Source organism: Streptococcus atopicus (genome assembly GCF_049166725.1).
GTDB lineage: Bacteria > Bacillota > Bacilli > Lactobacillales > Streptococcaceae > Streptococcus > Streptococcus hominis.
This window is the reverse complement of record NZ_JBMHFC010000007.1, coordinates 73,352-97,815: the sequence shown is the minus strand read 5'-3', so window position 1 is coordinate 97,815 and position 24,464 is coordinate 73,352. Positions and strand designations below refer to the sequence as shown.

Sequence of the window (24,464 nt, the reverse complement as noted above, 5' to 3'; positions counted from 1 at the left end):
TACTCAGCAGTTAAGTGACGATAGCCTAGGAGATACACCTGTACCCATGCCGAACACAGAAGTTAAGCCCTAGAACGCCGGAAGTAGTTGGGGGTTGCCCCCTGTGAGATATGGTAGTCGCTTAGCAAGGATAGGAAGTAGAGATACTTCCTTTTTGGGAGTTTAGCTCAGCTGGGAGAGCATCTGCCTTACAAGCAGAGGGTCAGCGGTTCGATCCCGTTAACTCCCATTTCTTTAAGCGGAAAAGCTTAATAGGTCCCGTAGTGTAGCGGTTATCACGTCGCCCTGTCACGGCGAAGATCGCGGGTTCGATTCCCGTCGGGACCGTTTTAGTGTATAGAGATACATTAGAGAGACTCGTTAGCTCAGTTGGTAGAGCATTTGACTTTTAATCAAAGGGTCACTGGTTCGAGCCCAGTACGGGTCATAGTCACAGGCGGGTGTGGCGGAATTGGCAGACGCACCAGATTTAGGATCTGGCGCTTAACGGCGTGGGGGTTCAAGTCCCTTCACCCGCATAGGAGATAAGCCGGCTTAGCTCAGTTGGTAGAGCATCTGATTTGTAATCAGAGGGTCGCGTGTTCAAGTCATGTAGCCGGCATTAAAGGAAAGAAGCGAATGCGAACGTAGTTCAGTGGTAGAACATCACCTTGCCAAGGTGGGGGTCGCGGGTTCGAACCCCGTCGTTCGCTTGAGGAAGCCGGGGTGGCGGAACTGGCAGACGCACAGGACTTAAAATCCTGCGATTGGAAACAATCGTACCGGTTCGATTCCGGTCCTCGGCATAGGAAAGAGCACCCTTAGCTCAACTGGATAGAGTACCTGACTACGAATCAGGCGGTTAGAGGTTCGACTCCTCTAGGGTGCATAGAAAAGAAGTCTCCTAGGACTTCATTTTTTCTATCTATACGGGAAGTAGCTCAGCTTGGTAGAGTACTTGGTTTGGGACCAAGGTGTCGCAGGTTCGAATCCTGTCTTCCCGATGCTATGGCGGTGTAGCTCAGCTGGCTAGAGCGTCCGGTTCATACCCGGGAGGTCGGGGGTTCGATCCCCTTCGCCGCTATAATTGATCTTGTTGGACCTTTAGCTCAGCTGGTTAGAGCTCTCGGCTCATAACCGAGTGGTCGTAGGTTCAAGTCCTACAAGGTCCATTTTGTTATATGTGGAGGATTACCCAAGTCCGGCTGAAGGGAACGGTCTTGAAAACCGTCAGGCGTGTAAAAGCGTGCGTGGGTTCGAATCCCACATCCTCCTTAGTAGGAATAACGCGGGATGGAGCAGCTAGGTAGCTCGTCGGGCTCATAACCCGAAGGTCGTAGGTTCAAATCCTGCTCCCGCAATAGGTAGGCTCGGTAGCTCAGTTGGTAGAGCAATGGATTGAAGCTCCATGTGTCGGCGGTTCGATTCCGTCTCGCGCCATTATTTGATTGATTAAGCGGGTGTAGTTTAGTGGTAAAACTACAGCCTTCCAAGCTGTTGTCGCGAGTTCGATTCTCGTCACCCGCTTTGAACAGAAATGTTCAACCATACCAAGTTTTTAGACTTGGGCGCGTAGCTCAGGTGGTTAGAGCGCACGCCTGATAAGCGTGAGGTCGGTGGTTCGAGTCCACTCGTGCCCATAATAATTTTTGGAGAATTACTCAAGAGGCTGAAGAGGACGGTTTGCTAAATCGTTAGGTCGGGTGACTGGCGCGGGGGTTCGAATCCCCCATTCTCCGTATTTGAGGAGTGTAGCGGTAGCTATCTCCTTTTCTGTTACCTGTTGAATCTGGCGTATCTATTGTGGGAGTAGAGTGAATCGTATGAAAAAATCCAAATTTATTATTATGACTGCTATTTTGATAATCGTAACTTCTTTCCTTTTAGTTACTACTCGTTCGTTAGGTGTGGTAAACGCAACTTCTAATGTTGTTTCTATTTTGGATAATATTGTTTCAAAACCATTTAATTTTTTGGCAGATATTAAATCGGATTTGACTGATTTATCACGGACATATAAAGAAAACAAGCAATTAAAAAAAGCTTTATTTAAAGCAGAAGAACAATCTGCTGATTCAGCTTCATTAAAAGATGAAAATGCTCAATTAAGACAGCTATTAGAAATGAAAAATCTTTATGAGTCAAAAAAAACGGTTTCATCTGATGTTATTACGCGTATGCCGGTTTCTTGGTTATCTGAATTAACTGTCAATGCTGGTCGTCAAAATGGGATTCAAAATACAATGCTAGCGGTGGCAAATGGTGGCTTGATTGGTAGTGTGAAAGATGTCGCTTCTCATTCTAGCCGAGTAAATCTTTTAACCAATAATAAAAATGGTGATAATATTTCAGTAAAAATTCAAACGGAGACAAGCACAATTTATGGTGTGATTGTTGGCTACAGTAAAGAAAAATCTGCTTTTATTATCAGTCAGTTAAATAGTTCGGATACCATTAAAAAAGGTGAGAAAGTTGTGACCAGTGGTTTAGGAACGTACAACATTCCTAATATTCCGGTTGGAACAGTCCTTTCTGTTACTGAAAAATCGGACCATTTGACAAAAGAGGTATTTGTAAAACCGAGTGCGGATTTGTCAGATATTCGTGTGGTAACATTGGTAGGAAATTGATATGAAATTTTTTAAAAACTACGTTTTATCTTTTTTGGTTTTATTTGTTGTGATGTTAGTAGATGGTCATCTTTCAAATATTTTGACTAATTTATTTCCAAATAATATCCACTTACTAAGTCATCTTTTACTTATCTTTATTTTGTATATTTCGATAAATCTTTCAGAAAATACTAATTTTATCATGTTGCTGTTAATTGGTTTGTTGTATGATGCGTATTATTTTCATGTTATCGGCATTTCGACACTATTGTTGCCTTTAGCGGGGATTGTTATTAGTAAATATAATTCTGTTTTGATGTCTAATCGAGTTAGTCGTTTTTTAACAGTTGCCATTTTAGTATTTTTCTTTGAGGTGGCTACGTTCGCTTTGGCAAATGTTACCCATCTAGCTCAAATGTCTTTTGCAGATTTTGTCGTTTATACAATTGCTCCGACAATGGTCTCAAATTTACTATTCTTTTTGTTGCTTCAACCAATTTTGGAGAAGATATATTTATGATAAGATTTTATGATGAATTGGAAATAGAAATGTAATAAAGGCGTAACATACTCAGCGCCTTTTTTTGTTATACTTATAAATGTCTTATTGAATAGGAGTATAATTGTTTATGAAGAAAAAATTACTTACGTCGATCTTATTAAGTACAATGGTTTTTGCACAGGGAGCATCTCTTGTAAATGTACATGCAGATTCTACTGATGACAAGATTGCTGCACAAGATAGTAAAATTAATAGTTTGAATGATCAACAAAAATCAGCTCAAGCTCAAGTAGATCAAATTCAAGCTCAAGTTTCATCTATTCAATCTCAGCAAGAAAAATTGAAAGCTGAAAACGAAAAACTTCAAGCTGAATCAACAAAATTATCGGCTGAAATCGAAACGTTGTCTAAGAATATTGTAGCGCGTAATGAATCATTGGCTAATCAAGCACGTAGTGCTCAAACGAGCGGTACAGCTACAAGCTATATCAATACAATTGTAAATTCAAAATCGATTACAGAAGCTATTTCACGTGTTTCTGCTATGAGCGAAATTGTTTCAGCAAACAATAAAATGTTGGAACAACAAAAACAAGATAAAAAAGCTATTTCTGAAAAACAAGTAGCAAATAATGAAGCGATAAATACTGTTATCGCAAATCAACAAACACTTGCAAATGATGCAAAAACATTGTCTACTAAGCAAGCTGAACTAAAAGCAGCGCAGTTGAATCTTGCTGCAGAAAAAGCAACTGCTGAAGGTGAAAAGAACTCATTGTTGGCACAAAAAGCAGCAGCACAAAAGGCAGCTGAAGAGGCAGCAGCACAAGAAGCAGCGTATAAAGCACAGCAGGCAGCGCAAGAACAAGCTGTAGCTTCTTCTGCTAATACAAGTTTTGCAGCCCAAGTACAAGCTGTAAACAACAATAGTGGTACAGCATCTACGCCAACTCAAACAAATGTGACGCAGCAAGCAGCAACTACTACTACTAGAACTGTGAGCCGTCCTACATATAGTTCATCTGCTTCAACTTATCCAGTTGGTCAATGTACATGGGGAGCAAAAACATTAGCTCCGTGGGCTGGTGATTATTGGGGTAATGGAGCTCAATGGGCAGCAAGTGCGGCTGCAGCTGGTTTCCGTACAGGTTCAACACCTCAAGTAGGTGCGATCATTTCATGGAACGATGGTGGTTATGGACACGTTGCTGTTGTAACAGCTGTTCAATCAGCTACAAGTATTCAAGTATCTGAAGCAAATTATGCAGGTAATCAAGCTATTGGAAATTATCGTGGTTGGTTCAATCCAGCTGCTGCAGGACAAGGTTCATTTACTTACATCTATCCAAATTAATGAATATAAAGATAAAAAGCGCATCTTGCGTTTTTTATTTTTAATTGAAAAATTCACTAAAAAGGGTTACAATGTTAAGTGGAGAAATTTGTAACTGACTTACAAAGAAACGAATATATACTGGAGGAAATCATGTCGTTTTCTGATTTAAAGCTTTTTGCTCTTTCATCTAACCAGGAACTGGCTAAACGTGTTGCTCAAGAGATTGGTATGGAGCTTGGAAAGTCAACTGTGCGTCAATTTTCTGATGGGGAGATTCAAGTAAATATCGAAGAATCTATCCGCGGAAAACATGTTTTTATCTTGCAGTCAACGAGCTCGCCCGTCAATGATAATTTGATGGAAATTTTAATCATGGTGGATGCTTTAAAGCGTGCAAGTGCTGAATCAATCAATGTTGTAATGCCTTATTATGGCTATGCTCGTCAAGACCGAAAGGCACGTGCTCGTGAGCCAATTACTTCAAAATTAGTTGCAAATATGTTGCAAGTGGCTGGTGTTGATCGTTTGCTGACAATTGATTTGCATGCGGCTCAAATTCAAGGATTTTTTGATATTCCAGTAGATCATCTTATGGGGGCTCCTCTCATTGCGGATTATTTTGAACGTCGTGGGATGACAGGTAGCGATTATGTAGTTGTTAGCCCTGACCACGGTGGTGTGACGCGCGCTCGTAAATTAGCTGAATTTTTGAAAACACCGATTGCTATTATTGATAAGCGCCGTAGTGTAGATAAGATGAATACGAGTGAGGTGATGAATATCATCGGTAAAGTAGAAGGCAAAACTTGTATTTTAATTGACGATATGATTGATACAGCTGGGACAATTTGCCATGCTGCTGATGCGCTTGCTGAGGCAGGTGCGGTAGAAGTTTATGCAAGCTGTACTCATCCAGTACTTTCGGGTCCTGCTATGGATAATATTCAGAAATCAGCGATTAAAAAATTGGTCGTGTTAGATACAATTTATTTGCCAGAAGAACGTTTAATTGATAAAATTGAACAAATTTCGATTGCTCATCTTTTGGCAGAGGCGATTGTACGTATCCATGAAAAACGTCCTCTTTCGCCATTATTTGAAACTTTAACGGCTCTTTAATAAGAAATCTAGAAGGGAATCACTCTGATAGCTGGAGTGATTCTTTTGCTTCAATCAGATGATAAGTGATGAATTTTCTCAATATTATGATATTTTTGCTATGACTTAGGTTTTATAGTATAATAGTTCTATCAGATTTTGGAGGTAAGATATGGATTTGGCGAAACGTTTTAACAAAAATTTAGATAAAATTGAAGTTTCTTTGATTCGGCAATTTGATCAATCTATTTCGAACATTCCTGGAGTTCTTCGTTTGACATTGGGAGAGCCTGATTTTACAACTCCAGATCATGTAAAAGAAGCTGCGAAAGCGGCAATTGATGCAAACGAGAGTCATTATACGGGCATGAGTGGGTTGTTAGAATTGCGTCAGGCAGCTAGTCAATTTGTAAACGAAAAATACAATCTTTCTTATGACCCTGAAACAGAAATTTTAGTGACAATTGGGGCAACCGAAGCTTTATCTGCTACGTTGACAGCTATCTTAGAAGAAGGAGACAAGGTACTTTTGCCTGCACCTGCTTATCCAGGATATGAACCAATTGTGAATCTTGTGGGAGCAGAAATTGTCGAGATTGATACGACAGACAATGACTTTGTTTTAACGCCTGAAATACTGGAAAAGGCTATCTTGGAGCAAGGTAATCAGCTTAAAGCAGTGATTTTAAATTATCCAGCTAATCCGACAGGAGTGACTTATTCACGAGAACAAATGACTGCGTTAGCCGATGTATTGAAAAAGTATGATGTCTTTGTTGTTTGTGATGAAGTGTATTCTGAGCTGACTTATACCGAGCAACCACATGTATCTATTGCAGAATTTTTACCAGAGCAAACGATTGTGATTAATGGTTTGTCTAAATCGCATGCGATGACAGGCTGGCGTCTAGGTTTCACCTTTGCCCCAGCTGCTTTTACGGCTCAATTGATTAAAAGTCACCAATATTTGGTGACAGCCGCAAACACGATGGCTCAATTTGCAGGAGTGGAGGCATTGACAGCGGGTAAAGACGATGCAGAGCCAATGAAAAGGGAATATATTGAGCGTCGCGATTACATTATCGAAAAAATGACGGAGCTGGGTTTTAAGATTATCAAACCAGATGGTGCATTTTACATTTTTGCCAAGATTCCAGCTGGCTACAATCAAGATTCTTTTACTTTTTTAAAGGATTTTGCACAAAAAAAAGCAGTTGCTTTCATTCCTGGTGCTGCTTTTGGTCAGTATGGGGAAGGTTATGTACGTCTTTCTTATGCGGCCAGCATGGATACGATAAAAGAAGCTATGAAGCGGCTTGAGGAATATATGGAGGAGTATGCTGAAATCCATCACAAGTAAAGGTTTGGTTCTCTATAATCGTAATTTCCGAGAAAATGATAAGCTGGTCAAAATTTTCACAGAGCAGGCTGGTAAGCGAATGTTTTTCGTGAAACATGCTAGAAATTCTAAGTTGAATCCGGTTGTCCAACCATTGGTAGTGGCCGATTTTTTGATGAAAATAAATGATGACGGTTTGAGTTATATCGATGATTATCAAGAGGTTACGACTTTCCAGCATATCAATCATGATTTGTTTACAATGGCTTATGCAACTTATGTGGTAGCTCTGGCAGACGCCAGTATTCAGGATAATGAAATAGATTCGGCTCTCTTTGCTTTTTTGCAAAAAACGTTGGAATTGATGGAGCAGGGCTTGGATTATGAGGTGCTGACCAATATTTTTGAAATTCAAATTTTGTCACGTTTTGGTGTTTCTTTGAATTTCCATGAATGCTGCTTTTGCCACCGAATAGGATTACCGTTTGATTTTTCTTTTACTTATAACGGCGTTTTATGTCCGGAGCATTACGACAAGGACGAGCGACGGAGTCATTTGGATCCCAACATTCCTTACTTATTAGACCAATTTCAAGCGATTCAATATAGTGAATTGGAGACCATTTCTTTGAATCCTGAGTTAAAACGACAATTACGAAAAGTGATTGATCAAATTTATGAAGAATATGTTGGGATTCATCTAAAGCCAAAAAAATTTATTGATTCTCTGGGAGACTGGGGAGAAATTTTAAAGAATAAGGAGTCGAAATGAAAAAAATAGCGATTGATGCCATGGGTGGCGATTATGCTCCACAATCTATTGTAGAGGGAGTCAATCAAGCACTGAACGATTTTTCGGATATTGAAGTCATCCTTTATGGAGATGAAGCAAAAATCAAGCAGTATTTAACAGTAGCTGAGCGGGTTCGTATTGTTCATACAGATGAAAAAATCAATTCAGATGATGAGCCAACTAAAGCAATTCGCAAGAAGAAAAATGCTAGTATGGTGCTGGCAGCAAAGGCAGTAAAGGACGGAGAAGCAGATGCGGTACTTTCTGCTGGAAATACGGGAGCGCTTTTGGCTGCGGGATTCTTCATCGTCGGACGTATCAAGAATATTGATCGTCCAGGTTTGATGTCCACATTACCAACGACAGATGGCAAAGGCTTTGATATGTTGGATTTGGGGGCTAATGCGGAAAATACAGCTCATCATTTACATCAGTATGCTATTTTAGGGTCATTTTATGCTGAAAATGTCCGTGGAATCAAGCAACCACGCGTAGGGCTTTTAAATAATGGGACAGAAGCGAGCAAGGGTGATCCGCTTCGTAAGGAAGTGTATGATTTGTTAGTAGCGGACTCCTCGCTAAATTTTATTGGAAATGTGGAAGCGCGTGATTTAATGGATCATGTAGCAGATGTTGTGGTAGCGGACGGATTTACAGGTAATGCTGTGTTGAAAGCCATGGAAGGAACAGCCATGGGGATTATGAGCCAGCTTAAAAAATCTATTTTAGATGGTGGCTGGAAAGCAAAACTAGGTGCAATGTTACTGAAAGACAGTCTAAAGTCTTTGAAGAGTAGTTTAAATTATTCTGATGTAGGCGGTGCTGTTTTGTTTGGAGTGAAAGCACCTGTTGTTAAAACACATGGAGCGAGTGATGCAAAAGCGGTTTACAGCACGATTCGTCAAATTCGTACAATGTTGGAAACGGATGTTGTAGGAAAAGCAGTAAATGAATTTTCGGGAGGGGCAGAATGACAGAACAAGAAATTTACGAAAGAATCGTAGAAATTATTCAGGAAAGTCGTGGTGAGGGATTTCAAGTTTCTCAAACCCTCAGTTTGAAAGATGACCTGCAAGCAGATTCTGTTGATTTGATGGAATTTATTCTAACTGTGGAGGATGAATTTGGCATTGAAATTTCAGACGAAGATATAGATGAGTTGAAGAATGTGAGTGATGTTGTCGCTTGCGTGCAGAAAAACTTGAACAGAGCATAAAAACGAACATTTTATTGACTAAATAAAGTAAAATATGATAAAACAGCTGAAAATCCAGCTGTTTTTTTTGTGTTTGCGAATATTGTACGGCATTTTCTTGAAAATCTTTTTTGAATATGATAGACTTAAGTCAGAAAAATGTGAAAGGCGAATATTAAAATGACAGGTGATTTGTTATATTCGGGAAAAGCTAAAGATTTATTTTTGACAGATGATGAAAATCTTATTATTGCACATTACAAAGACCAAGCGACCATGCTTAATGGTGCTCGTAAAGAGACGATTAAAGGTAAAGGCGTTCTTAATAATCAAATCTCATCTTTCATTTTTACGAAATTGAATGAAGCAGGTGTGGCAACTCACTTTGTTAAACAATTGTCAGAAACCGAACAATTGAACAAAAAAGTGGATATCATTCCACTTGAAGTTGTTTTGCGTAATGTCACTGCAGGCTCATTCTCAAAACGTTTTGGGGTAGAAGAAGGTATTGAATTAGATACTCCAATCGTTGAATTTTACTACAAAAATGATGATTTGGATGACCCATTTATCAATGATGAACACGTAAAATTCCTTGGTATTGCAAGTGATGAAGATATTGCTTATATCAAAGCAGAAACACGTCGTATTAATGACCTTTTGAAAGATTGGTTCAGCCAAATTGGTCTGAATTTGATTGATTTCAAATTGGAATTTGGTAAAGACAAAGATGGCAACATTATTCTTGCGGATGAATTTTCACCAGATAACTGCCGTCTTTGGGATGCTGAAGGTCACCACATGGATAAAGATGTTTTTCGTCGTGATTTAGGTAGTTTGACAGATGTTTACGAAGTTGTCCTTGAAAAACTCAAAGGGCTTAACTAAAAACTGTGATTTCTAATTAAGTAGAAAGAAGAATTCTAAAAAGGGTAAAAAATGAATAAACGAATTTTCGTTGAGAAAAAATCAAATTTTAACATTAAGGCTCAGGCGCTTGTTAAAGAACTCAAACACAATCTTCAATTAACGAGTTTGACCGATTTGCGTATTATTCAAGTGTATGATGTGTTTGGCTTGGCAGATTCGCTTTTTGAGCGTGCTGAAAAGCACATCTTCTCTGAACAGGTAACTGATACTATTTTGGCTGAAAGTGATGTGGCTGCTGAACTTGCTAACTATGCTTTCTTTGCCATCGAATCACTTCCAGGTCAATTTGATCAGCGTGCGGCTTCATCACAAGAAGCATTACTCCTTCTTGGCAGCAGTAATGATGTAACGGTTAATACGGCTCAACTTTATCTTGTTAACAAAGATATTAATACTGCTGAACTTGATGCGGTTAAGAATTATCTTCTTAATCCAGTAGATTCTCGTTTTAAAGATATTACGACAGGAATTGCACCGCAAGCATTTTCAGAGTCGGACAAAACGATTCCAAATCTTGATTTCTTCAAGACTTATACAGCAGCTGAATTTGCTGATTATAAAACTGAGCAAGGTTTGGCAATGGAAGTGGATGACCTTGTCTTCATCCAAGATTATTTCAAAACCATCGGGCGCGTGCCAACGGAAACAGAATTGAAAGTGTTGGATACTTACTGGTCAGACCATTGCCGTCACACAACTTTTGAAACTGAGCTGAAGCATATTGATTTCTCAGCGTCTAAATTCCAAAAACAATTGCAAGCAACTTATGATAAATATATTGCTATGCGTGCTGAACTTGGACGTTCTGAAAAGCCACAAACATTGATGGATATAGCGACAATCTTTGGTCGTTATGAGCGTGCGAATGGTCGTTTGGACGATATGGAAGTGTCAGACGAAATTAACGCATGTTCTGTTGAAATTGAAGTGGATGTGAACGGTGTTAAAGAACCATGGCTTTTGATGTTCAAGAATGAAACACACAATCACCCAACGGAAATTGAACCATTTGGTGGTGCCGCAACGTGTATCGGTGGTGCAATCCGCGACCCATTGTCAGGACGTTCTTATGTTTATCAAGCGATGCGTATTTCAGGTGCTGGTGATATTACAACACCAATTTCAGAAACACGTCTTGGTAAATTGCCACAACAAGTGATTTCTAAAACAGCTGCGCATGGTTATTCTTCTTATGGTAATCAGATCGGTCTTGCAACAACTTATGTTAAAGAATATTTCCACCCAGGATTCGTCGCTAAACGTATGGAACTTGGTGCCGTTGTCGGTGCAGCTCCTAAAAGTAATGTTGTCCGTGAAAAACCAGAAGCAGGCGATGTGGTAATCCTTCTTGGCGGTAAAACAGGTCGTGACGGTGTTGGTGGTGCAACTGGTTCATCTAAGGTCCAAACCGTTGAATCTGTTGAAACAGCTGGCGCAGAAGTTCAAAAAGGGAATGCTATTGAAGAACGGAAGATTCAACGTCTTTTCCGCAATGGTAATATGACGCGTCTTATTAAAAAATCAAACGACTTTGGTGCTGGTGGTGTCTGTGTGGCAATTGGTGAATTAGCTGACGGTCTTGAAATCGACCTTAACAAAGTGCCTTTGAAATACCAAGGGCTTAACGGAACTGAAATTGCCATTTCTGAATCACAAGAACGGATGGCTGTTGTGGTTCGTCCGAAAGATGTTGATGTTTTTATCACTGAATGTCACAAGGAAAATATTGATGCGGTAGTGGTTGCCACAGTTACTAAAAAACCGAACCTTGTTATGACTTGGAATGGTCAAACAATCGTTGATATTGAACGTCGTTTCCTTGATACAAACGGTGTGCGCGTGGTGGTTGATGCTAATGTCGTTGACAGTCAAGTTGACATGCCAGAACAACGTACAACTTCAGCTGTGACACTTGAATCTGATACTGTAAATGTTCTTTCTGACCTTAACCATGCTAGTCAAAAAGGTTTACAAACCATCTTTGATAGCTCTGTTGGTCGTTCAACGGTTAACCATCCGATTGGTGGTCGTTATCAAATCACACCAACAGAAAGTTCAGTTCAAAAACTTCCTGTTCAAAACGGTGTAACAACAACAGCATCAGTTATGGCACAAGGGTTCAACCCTTATATTGCTGAATGGTCACCATATCATGGTGCAGCTTATGCTGTTATCGAAGCAACAGCGCGTTTGGTGGCAACAGGTGCGAATTGGTCTAAAGCACGTTTCTCTTATCAAGAGTATTTCCAACGTATGGACAAACAAGCTGAACGCTTTGGACAACCAGTTTCAGCTCTTCTTGGTTCAATCGAAGCGCAATTGCAACTTGGTTTGCCATCAATCGGTGGTAAAGACTCCATGTCAGGGACTTTTGAAGAATTGACAGTACCGCCAACATTGGTTGCCTTTGGTGTGACAACAGCAGATAGTCGTAAAATTCTTTCGCCAGAATTTAAAGCAGCTGGTGAATACATTTACTACATTCCAGGGCAAGCTATTTCACAAGAGATTGATTTTGATTTGATTAAAGCTAATTTTGCTAAATTTGAAGCGATTCAAAAAGCACACCATGTCACATCAGCTTCAGCTGTTAAATATGGTGGTGTGATTGAAAGCTTGGCACTTGCAGCTTTTGGTAACCATATCGGAGCTAAAGTAGAATTGGCAGAGCTTGTGACTAGCTTGACAGCACAACTTGGCGGTTTTATCTTTACATCTGCTGAAGAAATTGCTGATGTTGTGAAAATCGGTGAAACAAGATCTGACTTTACACTTGCTGTCAACGGTGTCAACCTTGCAGGAGATAAACTTCTTTCAGCCTTTGAAGGCAAACTCGAAGACGTTTACCCAACTGAATTTGAACAAAGTACAAAACTTGAAGATGTTCCGGCAATTGCTTCAGATGCAGTGATTAAAGCAAGTGAAAAAGTTGCTGAACCATTGGTTTACATCCCAGTATTCCCTGGTACAAATTCAGAATATGATTCAGCAAAAGCTTTTGAACAAGCTGGAGCAAAAGTGAATCTGGTACCATTTGTGACACTTGATGAAGCAGCAATTGAAGCATCTGTTGACACAATGGTTGACAACATCTGTAAAGCAAATATTATTTTCTTTGCAGGAGGTTTCTCAGCCGCTGATGAACCAGACGGTTCTGCTAAATTCATCGTTAACATCTTGTTAAACCAAAAAGTCCGCGCAGCGATTGATAGCTTTATTGAAAAAGGCGGGCTGATTATCGGTATCTGTAATGGATTCCAAGCGCTTGTGAAATCAGGCCTACTTCCATACGGTAACTTTGAAGAAGCGACCGAAACAAGTCCGACACTCTTCTATAATGATGCCAACCAACATGTGGCGAAAATGGTTGAAACACGTATTTCCAATACGAACTCACCTTGGCTTGCCGGTGTCAAAGTTGGTGATATTCATGCAATCCCAGTATCACATGGTGAAGGGAAATTTGTCGTAACAGATGAAGAATTTGCAGAACTCCGTGACAACGGACAAATCTTCAGCCAATACGTGGATTTTGATGGCAAACCAAGCATGGATTCTAAATACAATCCAAACGGCTCTATTAATGCGATTGAAGGGATTACCAGCAAGAACGGTCAAATCATTGGTAAAATGGGACATTCAGAACGTTACGAAGACGGTCTTTTCCAAAATATTCCAGGAAATAAAGACCAACATCTCTTTGCAAGTGCTGTGCGTTACTTTACAGGGGAATAATACTCGTCAAATATCAAAAGAAACTATGATTTCGGATTCTTTTGATAATGATTGAGCATAAAAATGACAGAAAAATAAGAGGAAATGTCAGTGACATACGAAGTTAAATCTCTAAATGAAGAATGTGGTGTTTTTGGGATTTTGGGGCATCCTCAAGCAGCTCAAGTGACTTATTTTGGACTTCACAGTCTTCAACACCGCGGTCAAGAAGGTGCTGGTATTGTCACAAACGATAAGGGCAAACTTCTTCAGCACCGTAATACTGGTCTTCTTTCAGAAGTATTTAAAAATCCTGCTGATTTGGAAAAATTAACAGGAACTGCTGCTATTGGTCACGTTCGCTATGCGACTGCTGGCTCTGCGTCTATTAATAATATTCAACCATTTCTTTACAACTTTACAGACGAGCAATTTGGGCTTTGCCACAATGGTAATTTGACAAATGCAGTATCATTGAAAAAAGAATTGGAAGACCAAGGGGCGATTTTTAATGCCTCATCTGATACTGAAATTCTAATGCATTTGATTCGCCGTAGCCATAATCCTGAATTTATCGGTAAAGTCAAAGAAGCGTTGAACACTGTCAAAGGTGGCTTTGCTTATCTTTTGATGACAGAAGATAAATTGATTGCTGCGCTTGACCCAAATGGTTTTCGTCCCTTGTCAATTGGGCAAATGGCAAATGGTGCTTGGGTAGTATCAAGTGAAACGTGTGCCTTTGAAGTGGTTGGTGCCAAGTGGATTCGAGATGTGAAACCTGGTGAAATGGTTATTATTGATGACAATGGCATTCGGTACGATACCTACACGACGGATACTCAGCTTGCTATCTGTTCAATGGAATACATCTATTTTGCACGACCTGACAGTGATATTTATGGTGTCAATGTTCACACGGCTCGTAAAAATATGGGGAAACGTTTGGCACAGGAATTTCAACATGAAGCTGATATTGTCGTTGGTGTACCGAATTCATCACTTTCAGCAGCGATGGGATTTGCTGAAGAATCAGGTCTCCCAAATGAAATGGGCTTGGTGAAAAATCAGTACACACAACGTACTTTCATTCAACCGACACAAGAGTTGCGTGAGCAAGGTGTTCGCATGAAGCTCTCAGCCGTATCTGGTGTTGTTAAAGGTAAGCGCGTGGTCATGGTTGATGATTCTATCGTGCGTGGAACTACATCGCGTCGTATCGTTCGTTTGCTTCGTGAAGCTGGTGCGACAGAAGTTCATGTGGCAATCGGTAGTCCAGAATTGAAATACCCATGTTTCTACGGTATCGATATTCAAAATCGTCGTGAATTGATTTCAGCTAACCACACTAAAGATGAAGTTTGTGAGATTATCGGTGCTGATAGCTTGACTTACTTGTCAATTGACGGTTTGATTGAATCAATCGGTCTTGATACAGATGCGCCTAATGGTGGTTTGTGTGTGGCTTACTTTGACGGTAAGTATCCAACACCACTTTACGATTACGAAGAACCTTACCTCAAGAGCTTAGAAGAAAAAACAAGCTTCTATATTCATGAAGTTAATGAAAATAAATAGAACTGTTTAATAGCTCTGCTATTTCCCAAAAGGAGAAAAATATTATGACAAAAAATGCTTATGCTCAATCTGGTGTTGATGTTGAAGCGGGTTATGAAGTTGTTGCACGTATCAAAAAACACGTTGCGCGCACCGAACGTCTTGGCGTCATGGGCGCTCTTGGCGGTTTTGGTGGGATGTTTGACTTGTCTCAGCTGGACGTGAAAGAACCTGTTTTGATTTCAGGAACTGATGGTGTGGGAACAAAACTCATGCTTGCCATCAAATATGATAAACACGATACAATCGGTCAAGACTGTGTTGCCATGTGTGTCAATGACATCATTGCAGCTGGGGCAGAGCCGCTTTACTTCCTAGATTACATTGCTACGGGTAAAAATGAACCTGCAAAACTTGAACAAGTCGTTGCAGGTGTTGCGGAAGGTTGTGTTCAATCTGGTGCAGCTCTTATCGGTGGCGAAACGGCTGAGATGCCTGGTATGTATGGTGAAGACGACTATGATTTGGCTGGTTTTGCAGTAGGTGTGGCTGAAAAAAAACAAATCATTGACGGGTCAAAAGTTTCTGATGGTGATGTTCTTCTAGGGCTTGCTTCCAGTGGGATTCACTCAAATGGTTATTCACTTGTCCGTCGTGTCTTTGCTGATTATACAGGCGAAGAGGTTCTTCCAGAGCTTGAAGGCAAAAAATTAAAAGAAGCGCTGCTTGAACCAACACGTATCTATGTCAAAGCGGTGCTTCCACTTATCAAGGAAGAATTGGTCAATGGTATTGCTCACATCACTGGTGGTGGTTTCATCGAAAATGTCCCACGGATGTTTGCAGATGATTTAGCTGCTGAAATCGAAGAAGATAAAGTTCCTGTTCTTCCAATTTTCAAAGCTCTTGAAAAACACGGTAACATCAAACACGAAGAAATGTTTGAAATCTTTAACATGGGTATTGGTTTGATGTTGGCAGTTAGCCCTGATAAGGTTGAGCGTGTGAAAGAATTGCTTGACGAACCAGTTTACGAACTTGGTCGTATCGTTAAAAAAGCTGATGCAAGTGTGGTGATTAAATAATGAAAAAAATCGCAGTTTTTGCGAGTGGTAATGGGTCAAATTTTCAAGTCATTGCAGAGCAATTTCCAGTTGAGTTTGTCTTTTCAGACCACAGGGATGCATATGTCTTAGAACGTGCAGAAAAACTCGGTGTGACAGCTCATGCTTTTGAACTCAAAGAGTTTGACAATAAAGCAGCCTACGAGGAGGCTATTGTTACTTTGCTTGAAAAAAATGATATTGATTTGGTTTGTCTAGCTGGTTATATGAAGATTGTTGGTCCGACTCTGCTAGCAGCTTACGAAGGCCGTATCATCAATATTCACCCAGCTTATCTGCCAGAATTTCCAGGTGCTCATGGGATTGAAGATGCCTGGAATGCTGGTGTCAGTCAATCCGGTGTGACCATTCACTGGGTTGACAATGGCGTTGACACCGGAAAAGTGATTAAACAAGTTCGTGTGCCTCGTCTGGCTGATGATACTATTGACAGTTTTGAAGCTCGCATTCATGAAGCAGAGTATAAACTCTATCCAGATGTTTTGGAGAGCTTAGGAGTTAAGAAAAAGTAGTCCGTGTATTTGATAGCATAGTTAGCTATTAGTATGCTGCCTTATAAGGAGATTATGATGATAAAAAAGATTTTGGCGTTTGTATTAACTTTTATTGTCGTTGCCTTTATAGTAAATGTACTATTTGGTAATCTTGAAAATCCGTTACGCCTTTGCTTGGCTTATTCTATCGGGCTTATTGCCAGTATTGCTATTGAGTGGTTTATATTTTACAAAAAGAAGTAGAAAGTAGGACTGAAATGACAAAACGTGCACTAATCAGTGTTTCAGACAAAGCGGGCATTGTTGAATTTGCTCAAGAATTAAAAAAACTTGGTTGGGATATTATCTCAACTGGCGGAACAAAAGTTACGCTTGATAAAGCAGGCGTTGATACTATCGCCATTGATGATGTAACGGGCTTCCCAGAAATGATGGACGGTCGTGTGAAAACACTTCATCCAAATATTCACGGCGGCCTTTTGGCTCGTCGCGACCTTGACAGCCACCTTCAAGCTGCAAAAGATAATCACATTGAACTGATTGACCTTGTTGTGGTTAACCTTTACCCATTCAAAGAAACTATTCTAAAACCAGATGTGACTTATGCTGATGCGGTTGAAAACATTGATATCGGTGGTCCATCCATGCTTCGCTCTGCTGCTAAAAACCATGCTAGTGTTACAGTTGTTGTTGACCCAGCTGACTACGATGTTGTTTTAGATGAATTGACAGCTAATGGTGAAACAAACTTTGAAACGCGTCAGCGCTTGGCAGCCAAAGTTTTCCGTCACACAGCAGCTTATGACGCTTTAATTGCAGAATATTTCACAAAACAAGTTGGTGAAACAAAACCTGAAAAACTCATAATCACTTACGATTTGAAACAACCAATGCGTTATGGTGAAAATCCTCAACAAGACGCGGATTTCTACCAAAAGGCTTTGCCAACGGACTACTCGATTGCTTCTGCTAAACAATTGAACGGGAAAGAATTGTCCTTTAACAACATCCGCGATGCTGACGCTGCAATCCGTATTATCCGTGATTTCAAAGACCGCCCGACTGTTGTTGCTCTTAAACACATGAATCCATGTGGTATCGGACAAGCTGACGATATTGAAACAGCTTGGGATTACGCTTATGAAGCTGACCCAGTTTCAATCTTTGGTGGAATTGTTGTGTTGAATCGCCAAGTTGATGCCGCAACAGCTAAGAAAATGCACGCTATTTTCCTTGAGATCATCATTGCACCAAGTTATTCAGAAAAAGCCCTTGAAATCTTGACAACGAAGAAGAAAAACTTGCGGATTCTTCAATTGCCATTTGAAGCTCAAGAAGCTAGCCAAATTGAAAAAGAATACACGGGTGTTGTCGGTGGGCTTTTGGTTCAAAACCAAGATGTTATTGAAGAAAATCCAGCGGATTGGAAGGTTGTAACCAAACGACAACCAAACGACCAAGAAAAAACAGCGCTTGAATTTGCTTGGAAAGCGATCAAATATGTGAAATCGAATGGTATCATCGTGACCAATGACCACATGACACTGGGTGTCGGTCCTGGTCAAACCAATCGTGTGGCTTCTGTTCGTATCGCTCTTGACCAAGCGAAAGACCATCTTGACGGTGCGGTCCTTGCTAGTGATGCTTTCTTCCCATTTGCGGACAATGTTGAAGAAATTGCTGCTGCAGGTGTGAAAGCAATCATCCAGCCAGGTGGCTCCGTCCGTGACCAAGAGTCTATTGACATGGCTGATAAATACGGCATTGCCATGGTGTTTACAGGCGTACGGCATTTTAGACATTGAAAATAGTATAAAAACCTTGGATTTGTTTTCCAAGGTTTTTAAAGTTGTTCAGAGGAACTTATTTTGGATAAATGTAACTAACTGCTCCTTGTCCAGCTACATGAGGATTGAACCAGCCACGGAAGTTGCCAATATACTGTTTTCCAGCGTAGTTGGCTTCTTGAATCTGAATGCGTGTGTTTGAGGCAACGTGAGTAACAACTCCAACGTGACCGTAACCACCGTCTGTCCAACAAATAATAGCCCCTACTTGTGGAGTTGTACCGGTTTTAAAACCAGCTCGTCTGGCACTAGCAGCCCAGTCGCCACCGTTGCCCCAATAATTGCCAGCCCAAGGCGCAAGAGCTTTGGCGCCCCAAGTGCATTGACCTTTTGGATAAGTCGTTGCTGCGGCATAATTTGGTTGGAAAGAGATAGCAGGCTTCTCTACTTGATAGCTCGTACCTGTTAGTCCAATCATTTGACCGTTGAGATTGCGGTATACATGTGTATGGAAAAGGCCACTGCCAGTGTGTTTTTGCGTATCAACTGTGAATTTGTAAATTCCATTTCCAGCTTTAGTAGCGGTGTACCACTGAATATCATCTTGGCCGTTGACTTCAGACCAAGTCGGTAGGCTAATCTTGCCATCGCCGTAAGCATCTGTCACTGTCACCTCATAAAGATAAGTTGAGCGTTTAGCGACAGATACTTTGGTTTTAATTTTTTCTGCGGACATAGCAACCGAATCCGTTGCGTAACTATGCTCGCTACCGTCTTTATATTTCACATAAATATGATTGGTGTATGTTCCGAACAAAACTTGATGATTTCGAATATCAAAGGTTGCCGTAAAGGTTCCGTCACCGTTATTAGTGGCTGTATACCACTTGATATTGCTTTGATTGCTTGTGCTCCAAATAGGGACTCGAACGGATTGAATCGGTTTGGACTTTGAAGTTTCACTAACTTTGACGGTATAAGTCCCTTGTTCTTGATTGATATTTTCAACAGAGAAGAATGGTTTTTGCTCTTCTTCAGAAGGCAATTTATCAGCATCAACTTGTGCTGTGATTCCTGCTAGACCAGTGAATTCAGGCTTGACATAGCTTTCCCCATATAAATGAATATGATAAGCACCAGTATCATAATTGTGTTTTTTGAGTTCAATTCTCACGCTATAGCTGCCATCAGGATTTTTAGTAGCGGTGTACCACTGAATATCGTCTTGTCCGTTGCGGTCAGACCAAGTCGGAACGGTCAGTTTGTAGATTGTCTCAGGAACATTTTTGATCTGAATATCCATGATTCCAGGCTCTGGGAAGCTAGTCTGAATAGTAGGATTTGGTTTTTCAAGGTTAAAAGTGGTGCCATTTAACCCAATCATTTTTCCATTTTTACTTTCGTAAGTATGAACATGGTAAACACCGTAGCCTTTATGATTGGATAAGTCAATTTCTGTCGTGTCTTGCCCTGCCGTGTACCACTTGATGTCATCTTGTCCTTTTTCGTCAGACCAAACAGCGTGTAAAATATTGGCATTTGTTTGATCTTTGTTTCGAGTAAAGGATATTTGAGCAGTCTTTCCTAAAACGGTTGTAGAAACCGTGCCGCTAGCTGGTTTTTCTACTTTGAAAGTCGTTCCATTTAACCCAACCATTTTTCCATTGATATTGATATAGGTGTGGACGTGAAAGGTTCCATAACCAGTGTGCTGACGCAAATCAACAGCTGTAGTTGGTGTTTGGGGCGCGGAATACCACTTAATGTCATCTTGCCCATTTTCATCAGACCAAACAGCATGGTAAATGGTGTAAGGAACTTGCGTTTGTGAACGTGTATAGTTAATAGAAGCTGTATTTCCAGAAACATTTACAGTAATATCGCTAGCAAGAGTTGCCGGATTTGAGCTTTTTTGAGTACTATTTGCTTCCGAGGCTTGAGCTGTTAGTTGAGCTGAAAAAACGCTCAACATAACGCTGGATAGTAAAAATAATTGATTGTATTTTTTCATAAATCTCCTTTGAATAAATAATTTGGATAGTTCCATTTAGATTATTCGGGAAAAGATGAGAAAAATGGTAAGTTGGATTGAAAAATTAGAAAATGATAGCGAGATTTTATTGTTATCGAAATATTTCACGATAAACAAAGGCATAAACGAACATTTGTGGTATAATTGATATAAATAATTCGCAAAGAGGGTAATCATGAAACTTTTGGTTGTTGGCTCAGGTGGACGCGAGCATGCTATTGCCAAGAAATTGTTAGAATCTCCGCAGGTGGAGCAGGTCTTTGTGGCTCCCGGAAATGACGGGATGACGCTTGATGGGCTGGATTTGGTCAATATCGGAATTTCCGAACATTCCAAGCTAATTGACTTTGCCAAAGAAAATGGCATTGCTTGGACTTTCATTGGTCCTGATGATGCGCTAGCGGCTGGAATTGTTGATGATTTTAATCAGGCTGGACTCAAGGCTTTTGGTCCGACTCGGCTAGCTGCTGAGCTGGAATGGTCCAAGGATTTTGCCAAGTCTATCATGAAAAAATACGGTGTGCCGACAGCACGCTACGAAACTTTTTCAGACTTTGAAAAAGCTAAATCCTATATCGAAAATCAAGGTACTCCCATTGTGGTCAAAGCAGATGGTCTGGCGCTAGGAAAAGGTGTGGTCGTGGCCGAAACTGTGGAGCAAGCAGTGGATGCAGCGCACGAAATGTTGCTGGACAATAAATTCGGCGATTCTGGTGCGCGTGTAGTTATTGAAGAATTTCTTGAAGGAGAAGAGTTTTCTCTTTTTGCCTTTGTTAATGGTGATAAGTTTTACATCATGCCAACAGCTCAGGACCACAAACGTGCTTATGACGGTGACAAGGGCCCTAATACAGGCGGTATGGGCGCTTATGCACCGGTACCACAGCTGTCGCAAGCGATAGTTACTCAGTCGGTTGACACTATTGTCCAGTCGGTACTGAAAGGTATGATAGCAGAGGGGCGACCTTATATTGGTGTTCTTTATGCTGGTTTGATTCTGACTGCGGATGGACCCAAGGTCATTGAGTTCAATGCTCGCTTTGGTGATCCAGAGACGCAGGTCATTCTGCCGCGCCTAACCTCTGATTTTGCGCAAAACATCGCGGACATTTTGGAGGGCAAGGAGCCAGATATGACTTGGGCGGACAGCGGTGTGACCTTGGGCGTTGTGGTGGCTTCTGAAGGTTATCCACTTGACTACGAAAAAGGTGTGGTTCTGCCAGAAAAGACCGACGGTGATATCATCACCTACTATGCGGGCGCCAAGTTTGATGAAAATGGCAAATCACTGCTGTCCAATGGCGGCCGAGTCTATATGTTAGTCACCACATCTGACAGCGTTTCAGCTGCGCAGGAAAAAATTTACGCCCAACTCGATAAACAAGACACGACTGGACTTTTCTACAGAACTGATATTGGGAGCAAGGCTCTTGAAAAATAAAAAATGTATACTGGTTAGTGCCTGTTTGCTTGGAGAAAATTGCAAGTACAATGGAGGCAATAATTATAATCAAGCTGTTATTGACTTTGTTGCGGATAAAGATGTCTTAGCAGTGTGCCCGGAAGTTGCGGGCGGCTTACCAGTTCCAAGAGAGCCAGTAGAGATTTTAAAAGGGCGGCCATGTGATGTTAATGGGAATTTTTATGATAAAGAATTTCAAGTAGGAATTGATCACACATTGTCGAGTTTAGCTGAAAAAAACATTGATTTGGCTATTCTTCAGTCCCGAAGTCCCTCTTGTGGTGTCAACCAGATTTACGATGGTCATTTTTCTGGTCGAAAAATAGAGGGCAGTGGTCTTTTTGCGCAAGCATTAAAGAAACGAGGCTACAGAGTTGTTGATGCTGAAGATATAATTAAATAAAGTATAGCGCTAGCTCAAGCGACCAAGGGTCGTTATGAAACTATGTCTGTTATCACTGTGGTATTTTAGGAAAGTTTGTAGCTCAAAGGTCTACAAACCTAGTCAAGAAGATTTTTTAGATGGGATGTTAGCTTTTCCTCGGCTTTTAAGAAAAGATGAGAAGAAAAGCGTAGCATCACACGCAAGAAAGTTCACGACGCCTCTACAGCCTAAGGCAGGCTTGAAAAAGGAGAAATTATGCAACCAATTATTTCTATTATCATGGGTTCTAAATCCGACTGGGAAACAATGAAAAAAGCAGCCCAAGTTCTTGAGGACTTCGGTGTTGTTTATGAAAAAAAGGTGGTCTCTGCCCACCGAACACCAGACCTTATGTTTCGATATGCTGAGGAAGCGCGTGGCCGTGGGATTAAGGTTATCATTACAGGGGCTGGCGGTGCAGCTCATCTGCCGGGTATGGTAGCAGCTAAAACAACGTTGCCGGTTATCGGTGTGCCTGTCAAATCTCGTGCTTTGAGCGGAGTGGACTCACTTTACTCTATCGTGCAAATGCCTGGCGGCGTGCCTGTGGCAACAATGGCTATCGGCGAAGCGGGTGCGACCAATGCAGCGCTCTTTGCTTTGCGCTTGCTGTCTGTTGAAGATGCCAAAATTGCCCAAGCACTAGCTGATTTTGCAGAAAAACAAGGAAAGATTGCTGAGGAGTCTAGCAATGAACTCAACTAAAACGATTGGAATTATCGGTGGCGGTCAATTAGGACAAATGATGGCGATTGCTGCAATTTATCGAGGTCACAAGGTCATTACGCTAGATCCAGCTGCTAATTGTCCAGCTGCTCGTGTCAGTGAGGTTATTGTTGCTCCTTATGATGACGTGGCGGCTCTTCGTCAATTAGCTGAGCGCTGTGATGTCCTGACTTATGAATTTGAAAATGTGGACGCAGACAGCTTAGATGCGGTAGCTGATTTGGCAGATCTGCCGCAAGGAACGAGGCTGCTACGTATTTCGCAAAACCGAGTACACGAGAAAGAGTTTCTTTCAAGTACAGGTGTGGATTTGGCTCCTTATCGAATTATCCGCTCGTCGACAGACCTTGCAAACTATGATTTTGCGACTAAGCGTGTACTAAAGACAGCAACGGGCGGTTACGACGGTCACGGTCAGGTGGTCATTAGAGACGAGGAGAGTTTAGTGACTGCGCGTGATTTGGCAGACAAGACTCTTTGTGTGCTGGAGGATTTCGTGCCCTTCACCATGGAAATATCGGTCATTGTGTCTGGTAATGGTAAGGATGTGACGGTTTTCCCAGTTCAGGAAAATATCCACCGCAACAATATCCTTTCTAAAACGATTGTCCCAGCGCGGATTTCCCAAGATTTAGCGGATAAGGCACTGCAAATGGCAAGAAAAATTGCCACAGAAGTCCAACTTTCTGGTACACTATGTATAGAGATGTTTGTGGCTGGCAGCCAGATTTTGGTCAATGAAATCGCACCGCGCCCGCATAATTCAGGGCATTATTCTATCGAAGCCTGTGATTTCTCACAGTTTGACACCCATATCCTAGGCGTCCTCGGCCAACCCCTCCCAGCCATCAAACTTCACGCTCCCGCTGTCATGCTTAATGTCCTTGGGCAGCATATCCAGCAAGCCCAAGCCTACGTCGCTCAAAACCCTAGCGCCCACTTCCATCTTTACGGCAAGACAGAAGCCAAACACAACCGCAAAATGGGCCACGTGACCCTGTTTAGTGATGAGCCGGATGAGGTGAGAGAACTAGGTGAGGGAATAGATTTTTAAAGGAGTTTGTTATGATTCAAATCATTGTCCATGCCTTTATTGAAAATGGAAAAGCAGGAATCGTCGAAGTGCTCTTTGCCAGCAAAGACGCTGAGAAAATCCAAGCCAAATATGAGGAATTGCAAAAACAGTACCCAGCAGATTACCTAGCAACCTATGACCTGCCACTGGATACGGACTTGAACCAGCTGTCCCATTATCCATCTGTGGCGATAGGAAAAGAGGAGTTTAGACTATGAATATTATAATTCGGTTGTGATGAATTCTAATTCTATATGAAAGAAGTATATAGCATAAATCGATTAGTTA

Annotated in this window: 21 protein-coding genes, 17 tRNA genes and 1 rRNA gene; 38 read left to right on the top strand and 1 reads right to left on the bottom strand. The window is 41.1% G+C overall.

Going from position 1 to position 24,464, the window contains the following annotated elements:
- Positions 1 to 10 precede the first annotated feature (10 nt).
- The 33 genes from rrf (at position 11) to purH (ending at position 18,475) form a co-directional block, all read left to right on the top strand.
- Positions 11 to 126, top strand: a 5S ribosomal RNA gene (gene rrf, locus ACOMA9_RS06285).
- Positions 127 to 156: 30 nt separating this feature from the next.
- Positions 157 to 229: transfer RNA gene (locus ACOMA9_RS06280), tRNA-Val, on the top strand.
- Positions 230 to 254: 25 nt separating this feature from the next.
- Positions 255 to 327: transfer RNA gene (locus ACOMA9_RS06275), tRNA-Asp, on the top strand.
- Positions 328 to 354: 27 nt separating this feature from the next.
- Positions 355 to 427 (top strand) — tRNA-Lys (locus ACOMA9_RS06270).
- Between the two features lie 9 nt (positions 428 to 436).
- Positions 437 to 518, top strand: a tRNA-Leu gene (locus tag ACOMA9_RS06265).
- A gap of 10 nt (positions 519 to 528) precedes the next feature.
- A tRNA-Thr gene (locus ACOMA9_RS06260) sits at positions 529 to 601 on the top strand.
- Between the two features lie 19 nt (positions 602 to 620).
- A tRNA-Gly gene (locus ACOMA9_RS06255) sits at positions 621 to 692 on the top strand.
- A 7-nt stretch (positions 693 to 699) separates the two neighbouring features.
- Positions 700 to 785 (top strand) — tRNA-Leu (locus ACOMA9_RS06250).
- Positions 786 to 794: 9 nt separating this feature from the next.
- Positions 795 to 868 (top strand) — tRNA-Arg (locus ACOMA9_RS06245).
- Positions 869 to 909: 41 nt separating this feature from the next.
- Positions 910 to 983, top strand: a tRNA-Pro gene (locus ACOMA9_RS06240).
- Positions 984 to 989: 6 nt separating this feature from the next.
- Positions 990 to 1,063, top strand: a tRNA-Met gene (locus ACOMA9_RS06235).
- Between the two features lie 14 nt (positions 1,064 to 1,077).
- Positions 1,078 to 1,151: transfer RNA gene (locus tag ACOMA9_RS06230), tRNA-Ile, on the top strand.
- A gap of 13 nt (positions 1,152 to 1,164) precedes the next feature.
- Positions 1,165 to 1,254, top strand: a tRNA-Ser gene (locus ACOMA9_RS06225).
- Between the two features lie 12 nt (positions 1,255 to 1,266).
- Positions 1,267 to 1,340 (top strand) — tRNA-Met (locus tag ACOMA9_RS06220).
- Between the two features lie 6 nt (positions 1,341 to 1,346).
- Positions 1,347 to 1,419: transfer RNA gene (locus ACOMA9_RS06215), tRNA-Phe, on the top strand.
- A 16-nt stretch (positions 1,420 to 1,435) separates the two neighbouring features.
- A tRNA-Gly gene (locus tag ACOMA9_RS06210) sits at positions 1,436 to 1,506 on the top strand.
- Positions 1,507 to 1,545: 39 nt separating this feature from the next.
- Positions 1,546 to 1,619 (top strand) — tRNA-Ile (locus ACOMA9_RS06205).
- 11 nt (positions 1,620 to 1,630) lie between these two features.
- A tRNA-Ser gene (locus tag ACOMA9_RS06200) sits at positions 1,631 to 1,718 on the top strand.
- Positions 1,719 to 1,802: 84 nt separating this feature from the next.
- A complete protein-coding gene (gene mreC / locus ACOMA9_RS06195) occupies positions 1,803 to 2,609 on the top strand; it encodes a rod shape-determining protein MreC (protein WP_421424928.1) in 807 nt (268 codons plus the stop codon).
- A 1-nt stretch (position 2,610) separates the two neighbouring features.
- On the top strand, positions 2,611 to 3,111 hold the full coding sequence (gene mreD, locus ACOMA9_RS06190; protein WP_421424926.1) for a rod shape-determining protein MreD: 501 nt from the start codon (positions 2,611 to 2,613) through the stop codon (positions 3,109 to 3,111).
- 109 nt (positions 3,112 to 3,220) lie between these two features.
- On the top strand, positions 3,221 to 4,447 hold the full coding sequence (gene pcsB / locus ACOMA9_RS06185) for a peptidoglycan hydrolase PcsB (protein ID WP_022526464.1): 1,227 nt from the start codon (positions 3,221 to 3,223) through the stop codon (positions 4,445 to 4,447).
- Between the two features lie 132 nt (positions 4,448 to 4,579).
- Positions 4,580 to 5,548 (top strand): ribose-phosphate diphosphokinase, encoded by a 969-nt coding sequence (locus ACOMA9_RS06180; RefSeq protein ID WP_003027164.1) that lies wholly within the window; start codon positions 4,580 to 4,582, stop codon positions 5,546 to 5,548.
- 151 nt (positions 5,549 to 5,699) lie between these two features.
- The gene (locus ACOMA9_RS06175) at positions 5,700 to 6,887 is read left to right on the top strand and encodes a pyridoxal phosphate-dependent aminotransferase (RefSeq protein ID WP_421424923.1); all 1,188 of its coding nucleotides are present in this window, start codon (positions 5,700 to 5,702) and stop codon (positions 6,885 to 6,887) included.
- Positions 6,865 to 7,638, top strand: a complete 774-nt coding sequence (recO, locus tag ACOMA9_RS06170; protein ID WP_115233501.1) for a DNA repair protein RecO — start codon at positions 6,865 to 6,867, stop codon at positions 7,636 to 7,638. The genes ACOMA9_RS06175 and recO overlap by 23 nt, the downstream gene beginning before the upstream one ends.
- The gene (gene plsX, locus ACOMA9_RS06165) at positions 7,635 to 8,633 is read left to right on the top strand and encodes a phosphate acyltransferase PlsX (RefSeq protein ID WP_421424922.1); all 999 of its coding nucleotides are present in this window, start codon (positions 7,635 to 7,637) and stop codon (positions 8,631 to 8,633) included. Before recO ends, plsX begins: the two co-directional genes overlap by 4 nt.
- Positions 8,630 to 8,875: an acyl carrier protein gene (locus tag ACOMA9_RS06160; protein ID WP_421424919.1), complete on the top strand. Its 246-nt coding sequence runs from the start codon at positions 8,630 to 8,632 to the stop codon at positions 8,873 to 8,875. The genes plsX and ACOMA9_RS06160 overlap by 4 nt, the downstream gene beginning before the upstream one ends.
- Positions 8,876 to 9,034: 159 nt before the next feature.
- Positions 9,035 to 9,742, top strand: coding sequence for a phosphoribosylaminoimidazolesuccinocarboxamide synthase (gene purC, locus ACOMA9_RS06155; RefSeq protein ID WP_421424916.1), 708 nt, complete (start codon positions 9,035 to 9,037; stop codon positions 9,740 to 9,742).
- Positions 9,743 to 9,793: 51 nt separating this feature from the next.
- Positions 9,794 to 13,519: a phosphoribosylformylglycinamidine synthase gene (locus tag ACOMA9_RS06150; protein ID WP_421424914.1), complete on the top strand. Its 3,726-nt coding sequence runs from the start codon at positions 9,794 to 9,796 to the stop codon at positions 13,517 to 13,519.
- Between the two features lie 90 nt (positions 13,520 to 13,609).
- Entirely contained in the window at positions 13,610 to 15,073 is a 1,464-nt protein-coding gene (purF, locus tag ACOMA9_RS06145) for an amidophosphoribosyltransferase (RefSeq protein ID WP_421424912.1), read from the top strand.
- A 41-nt stretch (positions 15,074 to 15,114) separates the two neighbouring features.
- Positions 15,115 to 16,137 carry a phosphoribosylformylglycinamidine cyclo-ligase gene (gene purM / locus ACOMA9_RS06140; RefSeq protein ID WP_421424933.1) on the top strand — a complete coding sequence of 341 codons (1,023 nt, stop codon included), beginning with the start codon at positions 15,115 to 15,117 and terminating at the stop codon, positions 16,135 to 16,137.
- The gene (gene purN / locus ACOMA9_RS06135) at positions 16,137 to 16,688 is read left to right on the top strand and encodes a phosphoribosylglycinamide formyltransferase (protein ID WP_247906691.1); all 552 of its coding nucleotides are present in this window, start codon (positions 16,137 to 16,139) and stop codon (positions 16,686 to 16,688) included. Before purM ends, purN begins: the two co-directional genes overlap by 1 nt.
- 57 nt (positions 16,689 to 16,745) lie before the next feature.
- Positions 16,746 to 16,913 carry a hypothetical protein gene (locus tag ACOMA9_RS06130; RefSeq protein ID WP_003027175.1) on the top strand — a complete coding sequence of 56 codons (168 nt, stop codon included), beginning with the start codon at positions 16,746 to 16,748 and terminating at the stop codon, positions 16,911 to 16,913.
- A gap of 14 nt (positions 16,914 to 16,927) precedes the next feature.
- Positions 16,928 to 18,475 (top strand): bifunctional phosphoribosylaminoimidazolecarboxamide formyltransferase/IMP cyclohydrolase, encoded by a 1,548-nt coding sequence (gene purH, locus ACOMA9_RS06125; RefSeq protein WP_330945196.1) that lies wholly within the window; start codon positions 16,928 to 16,930, stop codon positions 18,473 to 18,475.
- 58 nt (positions 18,476 to 18,533) lie between these two features.
- Here the strand turns inward: purH and ACOMA9_RS06120 are convergent, their stop codons facing one another.
- Positions 18,534 to 20,468, bottom strand: coding sequence for a GBS Bsp-like repeat-containing protein (locus tag ACOMA9_RS06120; protein ID WP_330945195.1), 1,935 nt, complete (start codon positions 20,466 to 20,468; stop codon positions 18,534 to 18,536).
- Positions 20,469 to 20,664: 196 nt separating this feature from the next.
- Here ACOMA9_RS06120 and purD point away from each other — a divergent pair, with 196 nt between their 5' ends.
- The 5 genes from purD (at position 20,665) to ACOMA9_RS06095 (ending at position 24,394) form a co-directional block, all read left to right on the top strand.
- The gene (gene purD / locus ACOMA9_RS06115) at positions 20,665 to 21,930 is read left to right on the top strand and encodes a phosphoribosylamine--glycine ligase (protein WP_037613060.1); all 1,266 of its coding nucleotides are present in this window, start codon (positions 20,665 to 20,667) and stop codon (positions 21,928 to 21,930) included.
- Complete coding sequence (locus ACOMA9_RS06110; protein WP_003032062.1) at positions 21,920 to 22,354, top strand: 2-thiouracil desulfurase family protein; 435 nt, start codon at positions 21,920 to 21,922, stop codon at positions 22,352 to 22,354. Before purD ends, ACOMA9_RS06110 begins: the two co-directional genes overlap by 11 nt.
- A gap of 237 nt (positions 22,355 to 22,591) precedes the next feature.
- The gene (gene purE / locus ACOMA9_RS06105; RefSeq protein ID WP_037613056.1) at positions 22,592 to 23,080 is read left to right on the top strand and encodes a 5-(carboxyamino)imidazole ribonucleotide mutase; all 489 of its coding nucleotides are present in this window, start codon (positions 22,592 to 22,594) and stop codon (positions 23,078 to 23,080) included.
- The gene (gene purK / locus ACOMA9_RS06100; RefSeq protein WP_037613054.1) at positions 23,067 to 24,155 is read left to right on the top strand and encodes a 5-(carboxyamino)imidazole ribonucleotide synthase; all 1,089 of its coding nucleotides are present in this window, start codon (positions 23,067 to 23,069) and stop codon (positions 24,153 to 24,155) included. Before purE ends, purK begins: the two co-directional genes overlap by 14 nt.
- Positions 24,156 to 24,166: 11 nt before the next feature.
- Complete coding sequence (locus ACOMA9_RS06095) at positions 24,167 to 24,394, top strand: phosphoribosylaminoimidazole carboxylase (RefSeq protein WP_151380336.1); 228 nt, start codon at positions 24,167 to 24,169, stop codon at positions 24,392 to 24,394.
- Positions 24,395 to 24,464: the final 70 nt, after the last annotated feature.